Origin of the sequence: Streptomyces sp. NPDC048288, from assembly GCF_043201555.1 — a bacterium.
Classification (GTDB): Bacteria; Actinomycetota; Actinomycetes; order Streptomycetales; family Streptomycetaceae; genus Streptomyces.
On sequence record NZ_JBICZD010000023.1, the window covers coordinates 56,801 to 73,744 of the forward strand.

A 16,944-nucleotide genomic window follows, 5' to 3' on the forward strand; every position below is an offset into this window, starting at 1 on the left:
TGGCCAGGGGATTCACAGCAGCCTCACACGATCTAGCGACACCAGACCAGGGCATCCCGCCAGTTATCGACTTTTAGTCAACAGGCTTCGGGGGTGCGCGCCGGGCCCCCGCCCCTCTTCGCCCGGTGCGCGTGTCGCAGGCCAACAGCCGCTACCTGAAGGCGAGTTCCGCACCTGCAGCCCAGGGCGTTCCGCCAGGTACGCCGAATCCCACCGATCGACTGGTAATTTGCTCCCCATGACCCACCCCAGCGCGGATTCAACACGCGAAAAATTGCTCGTCAATCTGACACCAGAGCTCCGGCGCGACCTTCGGATCCGCGCTGCCGAGCACGGCCTGAACATGCAGGACGCCGCCGCCTCCGCCATCAACCTGTGGCTGGAAACCCCCCAGGCAGAAGAAGTCGAGGTGGAGAAGGCCAAGTCGTGGGGCGTGTTCCTCCCGATCGGCCTGCCCGGACGGTTCACCGCCGAATGCGACGCGCGCCAGCTGACCAAGGTGCAGGGGATGGCGCAAGCCGTCACCGTGTGGCTGAACGCCTACCCGTCTCCGGACGCCCGCCTGACCGAGCAGCCGGTCCAGCGGATCCTGGGCGGCAACCAGAAGGGCGGCGTCGGCAAGACGTTCCTGTCCTCCGGGGTCGCGCAGGCCTGCGCCGAGGCCGGCAAGCGGGTACTCCTGATCGACTACGACCCCCAGGGCCACCTGTCCTCGCGTCTTCAGATCGACGGGCTGCCGCCGGGCGGGGAAAGCCTGCTGACGCACATGAAGGGGAAGGCCGAGCGGCACATCGCCCGCTCCCTGGTCTCGCTCCCCCACGAACGGTTCGGCGGCCGCCTGCACGTGCTGCCCGCAGACGTCGACGCGTTCCTCATGGACGCCGAGTTGGCCGTGATGCAGATCGGCCGTGACCGGGCTCTGGTGAACGCGCTCGCTCCCATCGAGGCCGACTACGACGTCATCATCCTGGACGGGCCGCCGAACCTGGGACTCGCGATGGACCTGGGCATCCACTACGTGCAGCGCCGGCCGGGTGAGCTCATCGAACGCTCGGGCATCCTGATCCCGGTCTGGACGGACAAGTCCAGCTTCAACGCCTACAACCTCCTCAACAGCCAGATCCAGGCGGTGGAGAAGCGCACCGGTGTGGTCGTCGACCAGCTGGGGTTCGTCGTGAACGCCTACGACTCCCGCAAGGGCACAGTCACCCGGTCGTTCTACGACGCGTGGAACGACCTGACGACACCGGGAACGCTGGCCACGCTGAAGGACTCGATCGAGGGCCGTGAGGCGTCCGACTACGAGATCCCGCTGCTGGAGTACGCACCGGACTGCGAGCAGTCGATGGTGCTGCGGACGCTGGCCAAGGAGCTGACGGCGTGAGCAGGAACCGGCCGAAGGACCTCCCCGTGGTTCCCGTCGTCGGCGGTCAGGTCGTCGGCAACGGCGGCGACCGTGAGGAGCAGTTGCGGCGGTGGGAAGCCGAGCAGGCCAAGCGCCTTGCTGCCGAACAGGGCATCCCGGCCCCTGCCGCTGAACCCGATCCCGGGCTCCCGCCGGCCACTCCCGTGGCTCACCTGGCCCCGGTCACCGGCACAGTCCCGGCGGCGGAACCGCCGGCTGCCACCTCGGCCGCCCCGGCTGCTGCGGCGGTCGTGGTGCGGGAAGTGACCGGCTATCTCGAGATGCCGGCCTTCACCGAGCCCGACAGCGACGACCCGGCCGAGCGGCTGGAGTTCTACTCCCGCGGCGTGTTCGCCGTGCAGTACGCGGCCAGCGCCAACCATGAGCGGGCCGAGCAGCAGAAGCTGATCGGGCTCGGGCTGCGGCTGAGGGCGATGAAGGAGGAGGAGCTCCACAAGGCCGGCGGGTTCGACACCTTCGGAGACCTGACCGATGCCCGGTTCGGCATCAAGAAGCACCAGGCCAACAACATCATCCGGGTGACGCCGGTGGCCCAGGCCCTCGAGGACCTGACCACGCAGGAGTTGAAGGAGCGCCCGCTGCGGGTCCTCGTGCCGGTCCTCGACACGCACGGCGAGGCAGCGGTCCGGGCGACGTGGGTGGAGGCGGCCCGGCACGGCAACGTCACCGACAAGAGCCTGCTCCAGGCGGCGAACTTCCTCGGCTACGCCCCGCCGAAGGAACTCACCGCAGGACCGGAGACCGAGTCGAAGCCGCAGGTGCTGCGGCCGAGTGAGTCGCTGAAGGCGGTGGAGCGGATCCGGATGCTGGCGGAGACGGACCTGGTCCGGGCCCGCCGTGAGGCCGAGGAGTTGGAGAGCGCGGTCCGTGAGCTGGTCGAGGAGCTGTCGGGGAACCTGCAGAGCTGACCGGGCCGGTCGACGTCTCAAGGTGGTGACCGCGTGGTCACCACCTTGTCGTCTATCTGACCCAAAGGTGGTGACCGCGTGGTCACCACCTACTCGCCGTCGTCGTCACCCGAGTCGTACGGCTCGCCGTCCGGGTAGACGGGTTCCTGGAAGAGCTCGGCGGTCAGGACCGTGATAGGCGGCCGCGGATAGACCGGCGCGGCCGGCAGAGTGGCGGCCATCAGCGGTTCCTGACCAGGTTGTCGAGCATCTTCCGCTCCACCTCGCACAGGTAGGCGTCGCGGGCTTCCGGCCCCTCAAGGTCTGTGTGGGCGAACTGCCAGTCCAGTGTGGTGGCCCAGCAGTCTTGGCCCATGACGTGGTAGTCACCGTGGAGGAGGCACATGGTGGGGGTGCCGAGAGTGGTGGGGGCTGGTGCGGTGGTCATGGCGGCTCCGATCGTGCTGGGTGATCGCGACCACGGTGCACCAGATTCGCCGCCCCGTTCCCCCGGCCGGCTACCGGCCGGAATCGCGCAGCAGCGTGAACAGGTCCTCGATCTCTACGACGTTCAGCCGGTCCCACTCGCCGAGCGCGTACCGCAGCCGGACGTCGATGTGCGCGGCGACCGCGGTCTGGGTCCAGTGGCTGGCCATCTCCCGGGCGGTGTCGGGGTCCATCTGCCGCTTCATGGAGCCGCGGCCGATGTTCACGTACGGCAGGCCGGTCTTCATGCCGGCGACGGCCTCGATGCGGAGCGCGGTCTTGCCCTGGGGCTTTGGCCGGCGCAGGCGGACGTCGCGCATGAGGCGGCCGATCATCGCGTCGTTCAGTTTGAGGACTTCCCGTCCGGTGCGGATCAGGGCGATGTCGGATTCGGCGGCGGCCGCGGCGGCCATCAGGTCCCGGGCGGTGGTCAGGGTGACCTCGGGGGTGAGGACGGTCTGGAGGGTTCCCCACTGCATGAGGACGGCGGCTTTTCCGTTGTCGTCGAGGGTGCTGCTGACGTAGACGACGTGGTCGGTGTCGGTCTGGTCGGTCACGGGCTGGCCTTTCCGGCTGCTTCGGGGGCGGTGTAGTCGTATCGTGCCCGGTCGCGGGAGCACTGTTCGGCCGCCTTCGCGGCGAGGATGAGGGGCCAGCGGGGCGTGTCCGGGGTGACGCCCTGGATCTGCCAGGAGCAGGAGAACGTCTCGTCGCCTTTCCAGTCGTGGTTGCGGACCGGGATGCCCTTCGCGCAGTCCCACTGGGCGAGCCAGTAGACGCGGGCGCGGCCGCGGGTGCGGCGGGTCTCCCACTTCTCGAGGTGGACGGTGACGTCGTAGGTATCGCCTTCGGGCATGCGGACGACGGCCGGCACCTTCTCGGTCTCCGACACCTGCCGGTTCTTCGCGGGGCCGAGGAGGAGGTCGCGAGGGTCGATGGGGATGCTGCCCTGCATCCACTTCGGATCCGCCTTGCGCCGCTCGTCGCGCTTGGCCCACACCTTCCAGGACAGGCGCCCGTGGTAGTAGGACAGGCCGGTCTCGCGGGACTGGTAGCCGGTGGGGTTGAGGCGGCGCTGAATCCGGCGGCCGTGGTCCTCGGTGTGGAGGTAGAGGGATCCGAGGGGGCCGAGGCGGAGGCTGGCGGCCATGACCTGTTCGCTGCCGCAGTTGCCGACCTTGAAGTCGATGCCGACGGTCCGCCACTTGGACTTGCCGATGTGGATTTCCCCGCCGACGGTTCCGACCGGCTGGGTGGGGATCGGTCCGGGGTTGCCGCTGTGTGACGGCTTGAGGCCGCGGCGGGCCAGCTGGTCGCGGACGGTCGAGGAGACCGGCTGGGTGGGGGTGAGGGGTTCGGTGTAGGGCTGGCCGATGTTCCACTGCTCGGGGTCGAGGTTGCCCTGGGGGTTGGCGCGGATGCCGCACCGGTCGCAGACGACCCACCGGCGCGGGGTGTCGGTGCCGTCCACGACGGGCTTGTGGCCAAGGAGCCGGCACAGGGGGATGAGGCGAGGGACGTCGCTGACCCAGAAGGTACGGCTGACGAGCAGCGCGGGCTGGCGGTCGTCGCCGCGGTTTCGGGCGATGCTGCGGAAACGCACGGCTACTCCAGTGGGCGGGAGGGGGCGGGGATGTTCACTGCGGTCCACGTTGCCGCAGATCTGACGGTGTGTTCCCTCCGCTCATGCGGCGCCGGCGGCGCGTTCGTGGCGTGCGCGGGCGATCGCGGCCCGCCTGCTGGCCTCGGCTGCGTTGGCCTGCTGGGCGGCGAGTCGGTCGGCTTCCCAGACGGCGTCGCGGTGTTCGGACTCAGGCTGCCGGTGAGCACGCAGTGCAGCCTCCTGTCGGCGTATGGCGGCGGCCAGGTAGGGGTCCGCGGTGGCGGGTTCGGGCCGGTGGGTGAGCGCGGCCTCCAGGGTGGCCCGGTATCCGGCGCTGGCGGCCTCCCGGGTCTTCACTGAGGTCTCCTCGGCTACGCGGCCGGTGGGCGTCTCGGGGGCGGTCGCGGGCTCCGGTGCGGCGCCGACAGGCAGGATCCTCAGCGAGCGCACCGACCGGCCCGCAGCAGTCCCCTGGACCCGCGCGAGGACCTGCTGCTGGTGGAGGCGGAGCTGGGTGGCGTACGCCGGGGACACCGGGCGCAGGTGCAGGATGCCGGTGTCGTGCTCGAAGCGGACCGCGGCGACCTTGGCAGCGAGTTCCGGGGCGATGGTGGGCCACTGGTCGAGGATGCTGCCGCCGTCCTCTGGGGGCTGCCAGCCGCGGTCGGTCATCAGCCGGTTGATGGCGGCGCCGAGTCCCATGGGGTCGCCGACACGGCGGGCGGCGGTGCGGCCGCTGGCGCGGTTCTTCCGCTGGGGTTGTGCGGGCCGGTTCTTCGCGCTGGCCCGGGCGGCGGCGAGAGCGGCGCGGGCGAGGTCGATCCCGGAGGACGGCTGGCTCATGAGCGGGCCCCCTCAACACCCCAAGGGGTGTAGCGGACGTCGCGGCACAGCAGGGTACGTCGTTCGCCGTCGGCAAGGGGTGCGTCCATGGCGGCGAAGGCGCGGTCCTGGTCGGTGCCGAAGACCGTGATGTAGCTCTGGGCGGGGAGTCGGGGTTCATAGCGGATGGCCCACTCGTTGAGCAGGAGCGGCTCTTCAGTGTTGAAGTCTGTGCCGAGGACTTGCGGGTCGGGGATCATGCGGGGCTCCCGTTGAGGAAGGCGAGGATGTCGGCTTCGGCGTCCCAGTCGCTGCTGGCGCCGGTGGAGAGGTCGTCGTGGCCATAGGCGCGCATCTGCTGCTGGTAACGGGCGAGGCCCTGCCGGTGGGCGGCCATCACGTCCAGGCGGGCGGCCACGGAGCCGTGGAAGGCGCCCTCGGCCGGGTTCTCCTGCTCCCACCGGTCGGCGGCAGCCTGCGCGGCCTGGGCCTGCTGCTGGTGCTCGGTCTCGGCGGTGACGCCGGCCTGGATGAACGCGGCCGGGTTGGTGGGCTTCCAGCGCATCCCGGAGCACATGCCGGTCAGGTCCGCGGCGATCTGGTAGGCGTCCTGCCCGCGGTCGGTCCACGGCCGCAGCACGTACTCGAGACGCCGCAGCGGCACCGACTGGGTCCAGTTCACCAGGGCCCGCACCAGCCGGACCGTCTTGCCAGCCGCCTGGACGTCGGCGGCGGTGCGGCGGCGGCCGTTGATCTGATTGCTCTGGTGGGGGATTCGCGGTTTCGGCGGCCGAGCCTGCGAGGTGTAGTTACTACCCCCCACCATCTTCAGCTTTCCCTCTTCCTTCACCCAGGTAAGGGAAGGGGTCTCACGCTCCTCGCAGACCGAGTTGTCCACAGGCGAGTTATCCACAGGGCCCGAGGACTGGGCGGGGATGCGGGTCTGGCTGCGCTGGTCGATGACGATCCGCGCCCCGTACCCGGTACCGACGATCGTGTGACCCATGGCGTGGTCGTAGACCGCGGGGATGACCGCGGCGTACACGGTCGCGGTGGCCGCGTAGCCCTTGAGACCCATCGGACGTCGCACGTTGACCCGGGACCCGTGCTGCGCCCAGGCCAGTGCCCCGAGCTCCCGGAGGTAGGAGACGTGGCGGGCGACCGAGGCCCGGCCGATACCGAGCCGGGCGGCCATCTCGTCGAGGCCGTAGCGGACGTGCCCGGTGCTGTAGTCCATGCGGTCGGCGAGGTCGTCGGCGACTTGCTGCGTGGTGGCGTTGGCGCGGGGGTGCAGGCCGGCTGCGATCAGCCACACCACCGCGCCACGCCACTTACGCGGGCCGCTCCACCGCGACCGGGTGTGGGTCACCTCCTGGGAGGTGCCGCGCACGAGGGCGGTCCGACCTGCACTGTAATCGATCGTCTGTTCGAAATCGTGGGGAGGGGTGTGGGTGTCGGGGGTGGGTGGGGGGCACTGGGTGTCGCCCGTGCGGGGGGAGATAAGCCGTGAATCGCCCGGCATTGGGTTGCCAAGCTGACAAGAGGTGTGCGCGTACGGCACTATGTACCTGCTTCCAGTAGGCGGACGGCACAAAAGGGCCCCCGCTTGGTGGTGAAGGTGGTTCCGCCCGGAACCTGATTCGCTCGACTTCTCGGGCCCGGTCGCCAAACCGGATCCCAGAATTCGGGCCTTAGCTCGGATGCCACTCCGAGCCGTTGCACGAGGCCGCGCACGGTGCGCCAACACCAGCGGCCAGGCGGTAGAGGCGAATGGACCTCCCGCCGGGAAGCGCTACATCATCTGATCTCCCTCAATGGGTGGGGTCTGTCCGTCAACCAGTTCGCCCTCTACGGCGACCAGTTGAAGCATGGGTACTTGCGGCCGTTCGGCAGTTTCGGCGCCGGGGGTCGGCCAACGCTCAGCGACGACCCCGTGTGAAGGCGGCGTCCATTCCGTGTGACGCCATGGGTCGGCTGTATGGGCGGCCCACCGGTAGTCCTGCACCCATCCATCAACGCCGTTCTTCCGGTGGAAGTAGCGGGGCAGGAGACCACCCAGGTTGGGGATCGGCTCGGGCGCCTGTTTCAGGAGTCGATCGCAGTCCTTGCCGAAGCCTTCGTGACGACGGCAGTACCAGAGGGGCGTGAGCCATCCGGTCTCTGGATCTGCGATGTACGAGTGGTCGCGTGCTTGCTGCCCGCAGACCCCGGAGCGGCGAATCATCGGCGCCATGCAGGTCTGCTCGAACCACTCATCGGTCGTCCGGTCCACCTCGTAGCGAGGAAGGTCGTCGGCCAGCAGGAGAGCTGCCACGGAGCGGCTGAAGCGGCCGTACTTCTCGAACCCGAGAGTGGCTTCGGCTCGCTTCCATACTCCAGCGCCGAACGGGTTGGAATCGCGGCAGATGAGCCACGCCATCAGAAGCCCGATCTCGCGGGTCTTCCTAGGCATTCGAGGGTCGCGGTACATCTCGGCGACGACATCGTCGTACTTATCTCGTCCTCGCCCGCCGGGTCCCTTCCCCTTGGTGCGGGGGCCACGTGGGACGGCGTGGATGGCGCGTGCAGCGCCAACCTGGTTCATACGACTGAGTGGGTAGTGGGGACAGTGGCCGAAACAGTCGACGCCGGTGTGATCTTCACGGCGGTGTCTCGGGTCTCACTGTCTGATCGGGGGAAACCCCGGGTACGCTTCGTCATGTCGACGCCTTCATTCGCTTGGTCGCGGTGTGGTGTCGTCAGCCCTCGCGTCCTGGCTTCGCAAACCGGGACCGCCACCACGGTGGCAGCGAGGGCTTCCGACTTTGTCGGAGTGCGCTTCCCGCTCAGCCTCGCAACTGACTGAACGTCTGGCGCGAGGCTAAGCCTACCCGTTGACGTGCCCATCTGTCCCAGTCCCTTCCCCTCGTGTCGTTCGTACGACTCATCACACAAACCGTGACGGCCCGTCAGTGCTCCCTCGCGATCGCACCATCCGCCGGATGACCCCCACCCGACCCGTTCACCAGCCGCGCCGACCGGCCCACAGCCCCGGCCATCGCATGGAACCCAGCCTCCGTCAACTGCCCTTGCAGAGCCTGCAAACGATCCCGGTGCAGCCACGGCGCAGCCGCGAACTGGGAGGCCCGCGTCGCCACCGCGCACGCCCGGTCCCAGATCTCCTGCACCACCACCGGATCCACCCCAGGCCACTCGTCGACCGGCAGCTTCCTCGGCGTGCCCGCCGTGTCCACCTCGGCGGCCGCCAGCAGCCCGGCCAGGTACTCGGCAGACGACATCGCCCGCCCGGTCAGCACCGCGTCCGTACGCATCCCGGCGAACCCGGCATCGTCGACGCCGGCTCCTTCGCCGGACGGGACCGGGGCGGTGGCGGGGAGTTCGGTGGTCATGCGGCAGCCTCCAGGGCACGGTCGGCGGGGAACAGAGCAGTGACAGGGGCCGGGGCGGGGGCGGCGGGGTTCGGCTGGAGGGCGAGGGCGTCGTCCAGCGTCTGCACAGGCTCGGGCCGCCCGCAGGAACGACCGTCGCCCCGGGACCGGCCCGGGCGGGCGGCCGGCACCGTCTCCGCCCGGTCAGCCTGGACCGGCAACTCCAACTGCGTCGGCTCGGCCGCCGGACCCGGTGCGACCTTCGTCGGAGGCGGCACCGCCGGCACAGTGCCGTCATCCACCACCAGGTCCACACCCTCCAACAGCCCCCGCTCCCGCGCCACCGCCAACGCCCGCATCCGCGACACGGTCTTCGGCAACCCCAGCAGCCGCACCAGAGAGGACCGCTGCCAGTTCGCCGTCCGCACATCCACCCCAGCCCGGGCCGCCACCTCGAACGGATCCCACGCGACCGCCAAAGCCCGCAGCACCGCCTGCTTCTGCACCGTCGCGAACCGCCGGTCCGGGGCCGCCGCCAGCGCATGCCGCGCCTTCACCAACGCCCTGTGCCGCTCCAGCGACCGCCGGCCACCCCACACCCCATCCGGCTCCGCCAACTTCCCGTCCGGCCGCACCGACGACGCGTACCGGTCGCAGGCCACCATCACCGGGCAGCCCAGGCACACCTCGATCGCCTGCTCTTCGCGGGCCCGCCGCGCCTTCTGCCCCTCCGGCCGCCAGGCGTCCGGCCCGTGATGCGCACCCACCGGGAGCTCCGGATTCCCCGCCATCCGCAACGGATTGGACGGGTCCGGCGCGCACCCCCGGTACCGGAAGAACCGGTGCTCCAGCCACACCCGACGCAACTGCTCCGACGACACCCCCGCCACCTCCATGGTTCCCGTCATCGCGGACCTCCCTCCACCGGCACCCCGGACTCGAAACGATCAACACAGTCATCGGCCAGCAGCGGCCCCAGCCGCCGCTCGAACCGCTCCACCTGAGCGGCCAGCGCGGCGTTGTCCCGATGCGCACACCCAGCCATCAGCCGGTGCGACACCGACTCCCGGCGCAGCCGGCGATCCCGGCGCACCAGCACACACAGCACGGCCGCCGCGGCAAGAACCGCGACGGCCGACAGAGACACAGCTCGAACCGCCAACGCGGTCTCACCTCCAACAGCAGGGATCAGGAACGGGCAGGGGGGCTCAGGGGTGGTACAAGGCGTTGATGGCGGCCGCCCGCTCGGCAGCGGCCTGCGCCGCATCCAGAACCGCGGTGTCGTACGCCTCCTGCTCCGACACCGACATCGACCGCCACACCGCCAGGCCGTCCGGCCGGCGCGTGAACGACGACGGCTCCAGCCGCTCCTGACGGCGCACCCACACGGCGCCGAGCACACCGATCAGCAGCAAGGTCAGGGGAACCGCGGCCCCGATCAGACGGGCAGCAGACATGACGAACCTCAATCCGGCCCTCGGCCGTAGACGGGATGATGCGATGCCCCAGGCTGGGGACTTGGTGGATCAGGCGGCAGCCGGGATACCGAAGGCCTCCAGGCCGAGCTGGGTAGCGCCCACGTCTAGGCCGCCAGGACCGGCGAACAGGTCGACGATCACGCCGCCACCTGCCACTCCTGGATCTGCACACCACTCACCGCAGACACGATGTGCGCGGCAAGCAGCGTGGGTATGGCGTTCCCGATCTGCTCGAACTTCTTCGTCCGCGTGCCCTGCCACGGATAGTCGGCGGGGAAGGACTGCAGGACGGCGGCCTCTTCGATGGTGATCCGTACCGTGTCCGGGCTGGCGAACTGCGACTCACCCTTCGGCGACCTGTCACGGTGTCCGGGCGGGGCGATCCGGTCGGTTGCGCACACCGTCGTCGCAGGCCGAGTGTTGATCCACTGGTACTCGTTTCGGGCATGTCCGAACGCCAAGGTTGCGGACGGCTCGTCGATCCTGCGTACCGTGGCATTGGCGCGGGCGTTGTGCTTGAGCACCCACTGCCCACCGGATTTGCTGGTAAGGGCCGGGGCCGGGGCCGTGTGCGGGTCGGTCGTCTGCCGCGAACCGTCCGGCTTCTGATCCCGGTTCGTGTGCAGAATCCACGACCGGGCCTTCTCCGTCAGCGCCCACGACGGCTCATCCACCGAGAAGTTGTTGCCCCCCGGCGTCTTCCGGTCCCCGCGCGTGTTCACCACATCCCGCGCGTCCAGGCCGAGCGCCTGGGCCATCGTCACCCACTCCTCGCCCCACAGCATCGCCCCGCGCTTCGGGTCGTAGTGCGTGGGCTCCGGCGGCACCACCTTCCGCACCCGGGACGCCATCAGAATCGCCCGCCGGCGGGTCTGCGGCACACCGAAGTCCGCCGCGTTCAACACACCCGTCCACACCGACCAACCCAGACGCCGCAACTCGACCGCGTACACCTCCCACAACGGCAGCACACCCGGCACCTGCTCGAACGCCGCCCACTCGAACGGCACCTCAGGATCCTCGGCACCCATCAGCGCCCACAGGAAACGGGCCGGCTCCAGCATCAGCACCGTCACGAACGCATCGTCACGCGCCGCCGCCTCCACCCGAGCCCGAGACCAGCGCCGCTCCTCCGCCCGCTCCGCGTTCGCCCGCTCCTGCTCCGCCAGAGCGACCGGATAGATCTCCTCCCGAAGCGCGGCACGCCGGTCCACGCCGCGCAGCATCGCCCGGATGCCGTCCGCCAGCAGGTCCATCACCAGATGCCCGAAGCCCTTACCGGCCGCCGAGAACTTCGTGCACGGCGGGGAGAACAGCAGCCCCCACACCCGGCCCACCACGGGGTCCAGGACGAAGCTGGAGACGTCCACACGAACCGTCGTGTGCCCGGCCGCCGCGCGCGTCTCACACGCCGACCGGTCCCACTCCAGACCCACATCGTGCAGACCCAGCCAGCGACGTATCCCCTCCGACCACCCGCCCGGGCCCGCGCAACCGTCCAGGACGATGCCCTTCTGCTGCGCGGACCATCCCGCCCAGGCGGCCATCAGGCGGCGCTCCTCTCGGCGTTCAGCTCGTTGATGCGGGTCTCCAGCAGCGCGTCGAACGTCGTCCACTCCGACTCCGGCGGCGGCCCCTGGCGGCGCTCATCGCTCAGCCCGAGCTGCTTGCCCTCGATCCGGATCTGGACCAGAGCGAGCGGGTTCGCCCAGCAGTTGCGGTACTGCTCCGTCAACCTGGCCAGCGCCTGCTCTTGGGACTCCTTGCTCTCCCGCTCCGAAGACGCGGGCCGGACCGCCTCCGGCTTGCCCCCGGTGTTCTGCTCCGGCGGCTGTTCACCAGACTCGACGATCTCCAGATCCGACGTGGTCCACAGATCCAACGCCATCCCGAACCGCATACCGGCGTTACGGATCGCGTCGCCGATGACCTCCTTGATGGCGTCACCGCCCGTCTTGTCACCGGCGTGCCCGTACCCGAGGCGCGTCATCCCGCACACGGTCAGCCGGATCCACAGCCCCTTGTAGCCGTCCGCCTGCGGCAGACCGCGCTCGTCGACCGTGAGCGGCTCCCAGTCCCAGAACGGGTCCACGTTCAGTAGCCGGTTCGTGGCCTCGGCGTGCCCGACGTACGGCAGATCGATGTGGCCGCCGGACGGCATCTTCTGCTTGCACTTCGGGCACTTGGCCATCTGGTGCTGGTTGCAGCCCTGGCCGCGGGAGTTCTTGCACGCTCCGCACCACACGCGCGGCAGGTGACGGATCTCCGTCTGCGGGAACGGCTCCCGCAGCTTGCGCAGGGCTTCGATCTGCTCCTCACGGCTGTAGCCGAAGGTGTTGGCCGGACGTACGGCCTGGAAAAGAGTGTGCGAGGTCGGGCCCTCCGCCATCGTGCCGGCGGGGGCCTCAATGCCTTCCGGCATGAGGTCTCCTAGCTATTCAGAATCGAACGGGCGGTCAGCAGCCAGACACCGCCAGCAGCGGCCGCCCCGTAGCCCTACACGGCCGGCGGCTCACCCAGCCGGTCCGTCAAAATCGCGCGGACGATCGTCCCCGGGAACACCCGGACACCCAGTCGCTCCGACAACACCGGCGCCATCTCATGCAGCGCCACACGGTCCGTCTCCGCGACCTGGACACTCAGCTTCTCCAGCGGAACATCCTCCCGCGTCCCCTTCGGCGCCCGGGACGGCCTCGGCAACTCCCACGTACCGGCCACCAGCTCACCGACACGCTCCGCCACCACAGCCTCCAGCGACACCCCGGACATCCGGGCTGCCTGGAAGTGATCCCGCAACGGCTTCGGCAGCACCAGCCCCATCGCCGACTCCAGGCCCTGGTCCACGCCGAGCTCCTCGCACATCCATGAAATCGCGATGCTCGACTCACTGACCCGGTACCCGACCTCCTCCGTCAGCCGCTCCAGCTGCTGCTGCACCCGATGGCGAAGATCCGCACTCATCTCGAAGTTGATCGTGGTCTTCTTGCCGCTGTTCACTGTCTTGCGCCGGCCCACCCGCGGCGGACGCCAGTCCGTCTCCAGCACGGCCCGGTAGCCCTCCTCGGTCAGACCCGGCAGCGGCATACCGAACTCCTTCGACGCCTCCTGCAGAGCCAGCTTCAGACTCTCCGGGACCGTGTACGAGATGTGACTCAGGCCCGTGCGCTCCTCGCTCTTCTGCAGGCCCCTCCAGCCACCACGCGCCAGCACCGCTTCGTTGGCAGCGGCCTCATCGTGGTGCCCGTACTTCTTCAGCAGCACAGCACCACGGGCCAAGCGGTCACGCAACGAGTCGGTCACGGGTCGGATCCTTCCGGCGGGGCGCCGGCCAGGTCCGGGGTGGCCCGGCGGACGCGTAGTGGGGGCATGTCGCACGCCAGTTTCCTCCAATCAGCATTGGAACGCCACGCCGGATCGGCGGTGCGGTCGGGGCGTCACCCCAACAACCACAAGAATACCTGCATGAGCATTGCTTGGCAATGCTCAATCCTCTATGGTGGAACCACCGCACCACACCAAGGGGGACCCCGTGAAGCTCGCCGCACGCCAGAGCAGCACCAAGACCATCGCCGACCTGTACCGAGCTCTGGACCGGCAGCACGCCGTCACCATCACCTACACCGACCAGGACGGCGAGACCACGGTCCGCACGGTTGAAGTGCACGAGATCCGGACCACCAAGAAGGGCGGCATCGTCATCGTCGCCATGTGCCGCAAGGCCCACGCCGAGCTCGTCGCCCGCCAGGCCGCCGGAGAAGACACCGGCAAGGAGACCCCCGAACGCCACTTCCAGTTGGCCGGCGTCCAGGCGTACACGCTGCACCGGATCGGCTTCGTCCTGGAGCGCACGGAGGCAACGACCCCCGCCAGCAAGGGCATCGTGGTCCGCAGCGAGAAGCAGCTCATCGCCCGCGAACTCGGCCGCGACTACCTCCCCCGCACCGCCGTCACCCGCCAGACCACCGCACTCGCCGCGTAAGGAGCGCCCCATGGACTTCAAGGACGCCATCAACATCGTCACAGCAGAACTCACCCCGCAGCCCTGGGACTACACCAGTAGTGACGGCACCACGCTCCGCGTCACCCCCGCTGGCCTGACCGCCGACCTGGGCGACGCCGAAGTCCTCGTGCGCATCACCCGCTCCGACGCAACCGGGCTCGGCGAGTTCGGAATCACCGGCCCGGACAGCCGAGGCGTCGCCGAGGTCGGCGTGACCACCACAGACCTGCCCAAGGTGATTAAGGCTCTCAACGAGCGAGGGTGGTGGGCCGACAACACGTTGGTATCGGGGGCCCTGCTGGTCGCGGCGGCTTCCGGAGGAGTAGTCGTGGGCGTCACAGAGAACCACGCCGCCGGACAGCACGTCGACGTCGGGATGGTCCTTCCGGAGTCCCAGCGCCTTCCGCTCGCCTCGGCGCTCGACCGGGCCCTGGACGTCGCCCGCAGCTGGGAGTGCTAACCCCGGAGACGATAAAGGCCACCGCCCGCACCGGGTAGTGGCCTTGACACTGATCGCGTGAGCGAAGTCTAGCCACGGAACTCGTCACGAGTACAGCCCGATCGCTGAACTGGGAGAATCCATCGCATGGAAGCCGACGAACACGCAGCAGACATCGCCCGCCTCCTGCTGTCCGCGCCGGTCCTGGACCAGGCTGCCGACGACGTCATCTGCTGGTGCGGGCAGGAGAAGCAGCCCGGCGAGGACCACTCCATGTGCTGGCCCGGCATGTGATGCCAGAGCAGCAGCAGGAGACCCTGACCGGACCCGTCCCGGGCCTGCGCCGGCGCGTGTGGTGCCGCGGCGTTGGCTGCCACCACGAACTCACCGACCCGGAGTCCCGGCGGCGAGGCTACGGGCCCGTCTGCGATCCCGACTACCGCACCACCACCCCCGACCACCACGTCGACCAGGACGCCATACCCGGCCTCTAGGAGGCAGCACGTGAAGATCCGCCGTATCGACCTCGACGACGACGAGGCACCTGAGACCGTCACCGTGGAGTTGTCCCACGACGAGGCGGTCTTCCTGGCTCTGTTCCTCGGGAAGCAGAACGGGATTGAGGAAGAAGAGGTCATGCGGGGTGGCAGCGTTCTGGGCGCCGGCATCTATGGAGCGCTGACCGGGGGCGTGTTCAACCGGTTCTACGAGGACGGCGTCGACGGCGCAGCGAAAGCCGCCCGTACCCGGAGTTGAGGAACCGCGGTGGACAGCTTCGACATGGGCTGGCTGATCACGCAGTTGTGGCCGGGTGGCAAGACGATCGGCGGTTACGTTCCGAGGGTTGGGGAGCACGTGTTCTGCTACCGGCCGGCGGACGGGAAGACGCACTGCGGGATTGTGGACGACAACCGTGGCGGGCTGTTCCTGACGACGTGCCACAGCGGCCGCGTGGTGCTGACCGCGGAGCGCTGGCAGGTGACGGCGCAGCCGTGGACCAGCACGTGCACGCCGCTGCGCGATGACCCCTGACAGGCCGGGGGAAGGATGCACGCTCAACGGCATAGCGTCCCTGAGGAGCCGACGATGAGGAGAGGCACGATGACGGAACAGCAGGGCAACGTCAGGGAGTGCGGGAAGACCGACGCGGTGTCCGGGGTCGTGTACCCGCCGTGCGTGCGGGAGGCCGACCACCCGGAAGCCTTCTGTCGCAGCGCCAACGGTGACCTGTTCATCGCTCCCATCGCGACGCCGCACCCGTAGGCGGGGCGCGCCCGGGGGAAGGCGTCTCAGACAGGCCCCCGGTTTCGTCATAGCGTGCTCTCACGATCCCGGTCCGGGCCCACACGGCCCACCGGGCACCTCATGATCGAGACGATTACAAAACTTCAGACGACCCCACCCTCTAACCCGCACACGCGCGGCCCCGCCCCGCACTCTCAGGTCGGCCGCAACCACCCCGCCATCGGGGATGAGGTAGGCCGGAAGTTTTGTAAATCGATCACTGGGGCGGGCACACTAAGGGGCATGGACGCCGAGGACCTGCTACACGACTGGCTCGAGGGATCCGCCCTGCGCCCCTCCACCCGCGCCGAATACACGCGCGAGATCACCAGCTTCCTCACCTGGTGCCGCACCCACTCCGTCGACGCCTACACCGCCCGCCCCAAGGACATCGCCGACTGGGCCCACGACTGCTTCCTGCAGCCCTACCTGGACGGCCGGCCCTTCGACGGCCCCGACGCGCTCGGCTACCTCGCCCAGCAGCATCCCGAAGCAGCCCGCTCCCACGACCGGCGTATCAGCGCGCTCACCCAGTTCTACGAGGCCGCCTACAGCCGCCACATCATCACCATCCCCCCGGACCTCGTCATGCTCCGTTCCGGCGCCACCCGACCCGCCGGCGCCAAGAACCGCCTCAACCGCATGGAACGCGCAACCCTGTTCGCCGTCATCGGCGGCTGGGGCCCGGCCCATTCCACCCACTACCAGCGCGACCGGCTCGCCGTCTGGCTCCTCCTCGAGGGCATGCGCCCCGCCCAGGTCGTCCGCCTCGACACCCGCCACCTCTACCCCCAGCCCGACAACACCTGGCAGGTCCGCTCCCCCGACGACCACGAAGCCGTCGGCAAACAGTTCATCCTCGAGCCGCTCACCGGCGCCGCAGTGAAGGACTACCTCAAGGTCCGCCCGGAGCCGGCCGACCCGGGCGAGTACCGGCTGCTCCTCAACCACACGCGCCGGCCGCTGCAGTCCCGCTGGGTGAACCTCCTCGTCGGGCAGATGGCCGCCACCCACCCCCTCCTCGCCGACCGCGAACCCCCGGTCACCGCGGACACGGTCGCCCACACCGGGTTCTGGGACACCCCCGCGCAGCGCTAACCGCCCCCAGAATCGGACATCTTAGACATCGCCATCGGCGGGCAAGCGGGCGC

At 69.4% G+C, this 16,944-nt stretch carries 25 protein-coding genes; 10 read left to right on the top strand and 15 right to left on the bottom strand.

The window, feature by feature from the left end:
* The first annotated feature begins 343 nt into the window (after positions 1-343).
* A complete protein-coding gene (locus ACGFZS_RS47145; RefSeq protein WP_393800387.1) occupies positions 344-1,384 on the top strand; it encodes a ParA family protein in 1,041 nt (346 codons plus the stop codon).
* Complete coding sequence (locus ACGFZS_RS47150) at positions 1,381-2,334, top strand: hypothetical protein (RefSeq protein WP_393800388.1); 954 nt, start codon at positions 1,381-1,383, stop codon at positions 2,332-2,334. Before ACGFZS_RS47145 ends, ACGFZS_RS47150 begins: the two co-directional genes overlap by 4 nt.
* A gap of 89 nt (positions 2,335-2,423) precedes the next feature.
* On the opposite strand, the gene ACGFZS_RS47155 is transcribed toward ACGFZS_RS47150, so the two are convergent.
* The 15 genes from ACGFZS_RS47155 to ACGFZS_RS47225 all read right to left on the bottom strand — a co-directional run bounded on the left by ACGFZS_RS47155 (position 2,424) and on the right by ACGFZS_RS47225 (position 13,331).
* Entirely contained in the window at positions 2,424-2,555 is a 132-nt protein-coding gene (locus ACGFZS_RS47155) for a hypothetical protein (RefSeq protein WP_393800389.1), read from the bottom strand.
* Entirely contained in the window at positions 2,555-2,761 is a 207-nt protein-coding gene (locus tag ACGFZS_RS47160; RefSeq protein ID WP_393800390.1) for a hypothetical protein, read from the bottom strand. Before ACGFZS_RS47160 ends, ACGFZS_RS47155 begins: the two co-directional genes overlap by 1 nt.
* Before the next feature lie 70 nt (positions 2,762-2,831).
* Positions 2,832-3,356, bottom strand: coding sequence for a hypothetical protein (locus ACGFZS_RS47165; protein WP_393800391.1), 525 nt, complete (start codon positions 3,354-3,356; stop codon positions 2,832-2,834).
* Positions 3,353-4,402, bottom strand: a complete 1,050-nt coding sequence (locus ACGFZS_RS47170; protein ID WP_393800392.1) for a hypothetical protein — start codon at positions 4,400-4,402, stop codon at positions 3,353-3,355. Before ACGFZS_RS47170 ends, ACGFZS_RS47165 begins: the two co-directional genes overlap by 4 nt.
* 81 nt (positions 4,403-4,483) lie before the next feature.
* Positions 4,484-5,245 carry a DciA family protein gene (locus ACGFZS_RS47175; RefSeq protein WP_393800393.1) on the bottom strand — a complete coding sequence of 254 codons (762 nt, stop codon included), beginning with the start codon at positions 5,243-5,245 and terminating at the stop codon, positions 4,484-4,486.
* Positions 5,242-5,484, bottom strand: coding sequence for a hypothetical protein (locus ACGFZS_RS47180; RefSeq protein ID WP_393800394.1), 243 nt, complete (start codon positions 5,482-5,484; stop codon positions 5,242-5,244). Before ACGFZS_RS47180 ends, ACGFZS_RS47175 begins: the two co-directional genes overlap by 4 nt.
* Positions 5,481-6,614 carry a cell wall protein gene (locus tag ACGFZS_RS47185; RefSeq protein WP_393800395.1) on the bottom strand — a complete coding sequence of 378 codons (1,134 nt, stop codon included), beginning with the start codon at positions 6,612-6,614 and terminating at the stop codon, positions 5,481-5,483. Before ACGFZS_RS47185 ends, ACGFZS_RS47180 begins: the two co-directional genes overlap by 4 nt.
* A gap of 402 nt (positions 6,615-7,016) precedes the next feature.
* On the bottom strand, positions 7,017-7,808 hold the full coding sequence (locus ACGFZS_RS47190) for a hypothetical protein (protein WP_393800396.1): 792 nt from the start codon (positions 7,806-7,808) through the stop codon (positions 7,017-7,019).
* Positions 7,809-8,172: 364 nt separating this feature from the next.
* Positions 8,173-8,613 carry a hypothetical protein gene (locus ACGFZS_RS47195; RefSeq protein ID WP_393800397.1) on the bottom strand — a complete coding sequence of 147 codons (441 nt, stop codon included), beginning with the start codon at positions 8,611-8,613 and terminating at the stop codon, positions 8,173-8,175.
* Entirely contained in the window at positions 8,610-9,500 is an 891-nt protein-coding gene (locus ACGFZS_RS47200) for a WhiB family transcriptional regulator (protein WP_393800398.1), read from the bottom strand. The genes ACGFZS_RS47195 and ACGFZS_RS47200 overlap by 4 nt, the downstream gene beginning before the upstream one ends.
* Positions 9,497-9,739, bottom strand: coding sequence for a hypothetical protein (locus ACGFZS_RS47205; RefSeq protein WP_393800399.1), 243 nt, complete (start codon positions 9,737-9,739; stop codon positions 9,497-9,499). Before ACGFZS_RS47205 ends, ACGFZS_RS47200 begins: the two co-directional genes overlap by 4 nt.
* A gap of 61 nt (positions 9,740-9,800) precedes the next feature.
* On the bottom strand, positions 9,801-10,049 hold the full coding sequence (locus ACGFZS_RS47210) for a hypothetical protein (protein ID WP_393800400.1): 249 nt from the start codon (positions 10,047-10,049) through the stop codon (positions 9,801-9,803).
* A 158-nt stretch (positions 10,050-10,207) separates the two neighbouring features.
* Positions 10,208-11,617, bottom strand: a complete 1,410-nt coding sequence (locus ACGFZS_RS47215; RefSeq protein WP_393800401.1) for a DNA cytosine methyltransferase — start codon at positions 11,615-11,617, stop codon at positions 10,208-10,210.
* Positions 11,617-12,492, bottom strand: a complete 876-nt coding sequence (locus ACGFZS_RS47220; RefSeq protein WP_393800402.1) for a hypothetical protein — start codon at positions 12,490-12,492, stop codon at positions 11,617-11,619. The genes ACGFZS_RS47215 and ACGFZS_RS47220 overlap by 1 nt, the downstream gene beginning before the upstream one ends.
* A gap of 74 nt (positions 12,493-12,566) precedes the next feature.
* On the bottom strand, positions 12,567-13,331 hold the full coding sequence (locus ACGFZS_RS47225; protein ID WP_393800403.1) for a hypothetical protein: 765 nt from the start codon (positions 13,329-13,331) through the stop codon (positions 12,567-12,569).
* A 268-nt stretch (positions 13,332-13,599) separates the two neighbouring features.
* Here ACGFZS_RS47225 and ACGFZS_RS47230 point away from each other — a divergent pair, with 268 nt between their 5' ends.
* From ACGFZS_RS47230 to ACGFZS_RS47265, 8 genes are all read left to right on the top strand, one after another.
* Positions 13,600-14,049: a hypothetical protein gene (locus ACGFZS_RS47230; protein ID WP_393800404.1), complete on the top strand. Its 450-nt coding sequence runs from the start codon at positions 13,600-13,602 to the stop codon at positions 14,047-14,049.
* Positions 14,050-14,059: 10 nt separating this feature from the next.
* On the top strand, positions 14,060-14,530 hold the full coding sequence (locus ACGFZS_RS47235; RefSeq protein ID WP_393800405.1) for a hypothetical protein: 471 nt from the start codon (positions 14,060-14,062) through the stop codon (positions 14,528-14,530).
* A 126-nt stretch (positions 14,531-14,656) separates the two neighbouring features.
* On the top strand, positions 14,657-14,803 hold the full coding sequence (locus ACGFZS_RS47240) for a hypothetical protein (protein ID WP_393800406.1): 147 nt from the start codon (positions 14,657-14,659) through the stop codon (positions 14,801-14,803).
* Complete coding sequence (locus ACGFZS_RS47245; RefSeq protein ID WP_393800407.1) at positions 14,803-15,003, top strand: DUF6011 domain-containing protein; 201 nt, start codon at positions 14,803-14,805, stop codon at positions 15,001-15,003. The genes ACGFZS_RS47240 and ACGFZS_RS47245 overlap by 1 nt, the downstream gene beginning before the upstream one ends.
* Before the next feature lie 10 nt (positions 15,004-15,013).
* Positions 15,014-15,265, top strand: coding sequence for a hypothetical protein (locus ACGFZS_RS47250; protein WP_393800408.1), 252 nt, complete (start codon positions 15,014-15,016; stop codon positions 15,263-15,265).
* A gap of 9 nt (positions 15,266-15,274) precedes the next feature.
* The gene (locus ACGFZS_RS47255) at positions 15,275-15,541 is read left to right on the top strand and encodes a hypothetical protein (protein WP_393800409.1); all 267 of its coding nucleotides are present in this window, start codon (positions 15,275-15,277) and stop codon (positions 15,539-15,541) included.
* A gap of 69 nt (positions 15,542-15,610) precedes the next feature.
* The gene (locus ACGFZS_RS47260; protein ID WP_393800410.1) at positions 15,611-15,772 is read left to right on the top strand and encodes a hypothetical protein; all 162 of its coding nucleotides are present in this window, start codon (positions 15,611-15,613) and stop codon (positions 15,770-15,772) included.
* Positions 15,773-16,036: 264 nt separating this feature from the next.
* Positions 16,037-16,891, top strand: a complete 855-nt coding sequence (locus tag ACGFZS_RS47265; protein ID WP_393800411.1) for a hypothetical protein — start codon at positions 16,037-16,039, stop codon at positions 16,889-16,891.
* Positions 16,892-16,944: the final 53 nt, after the last annotated feature.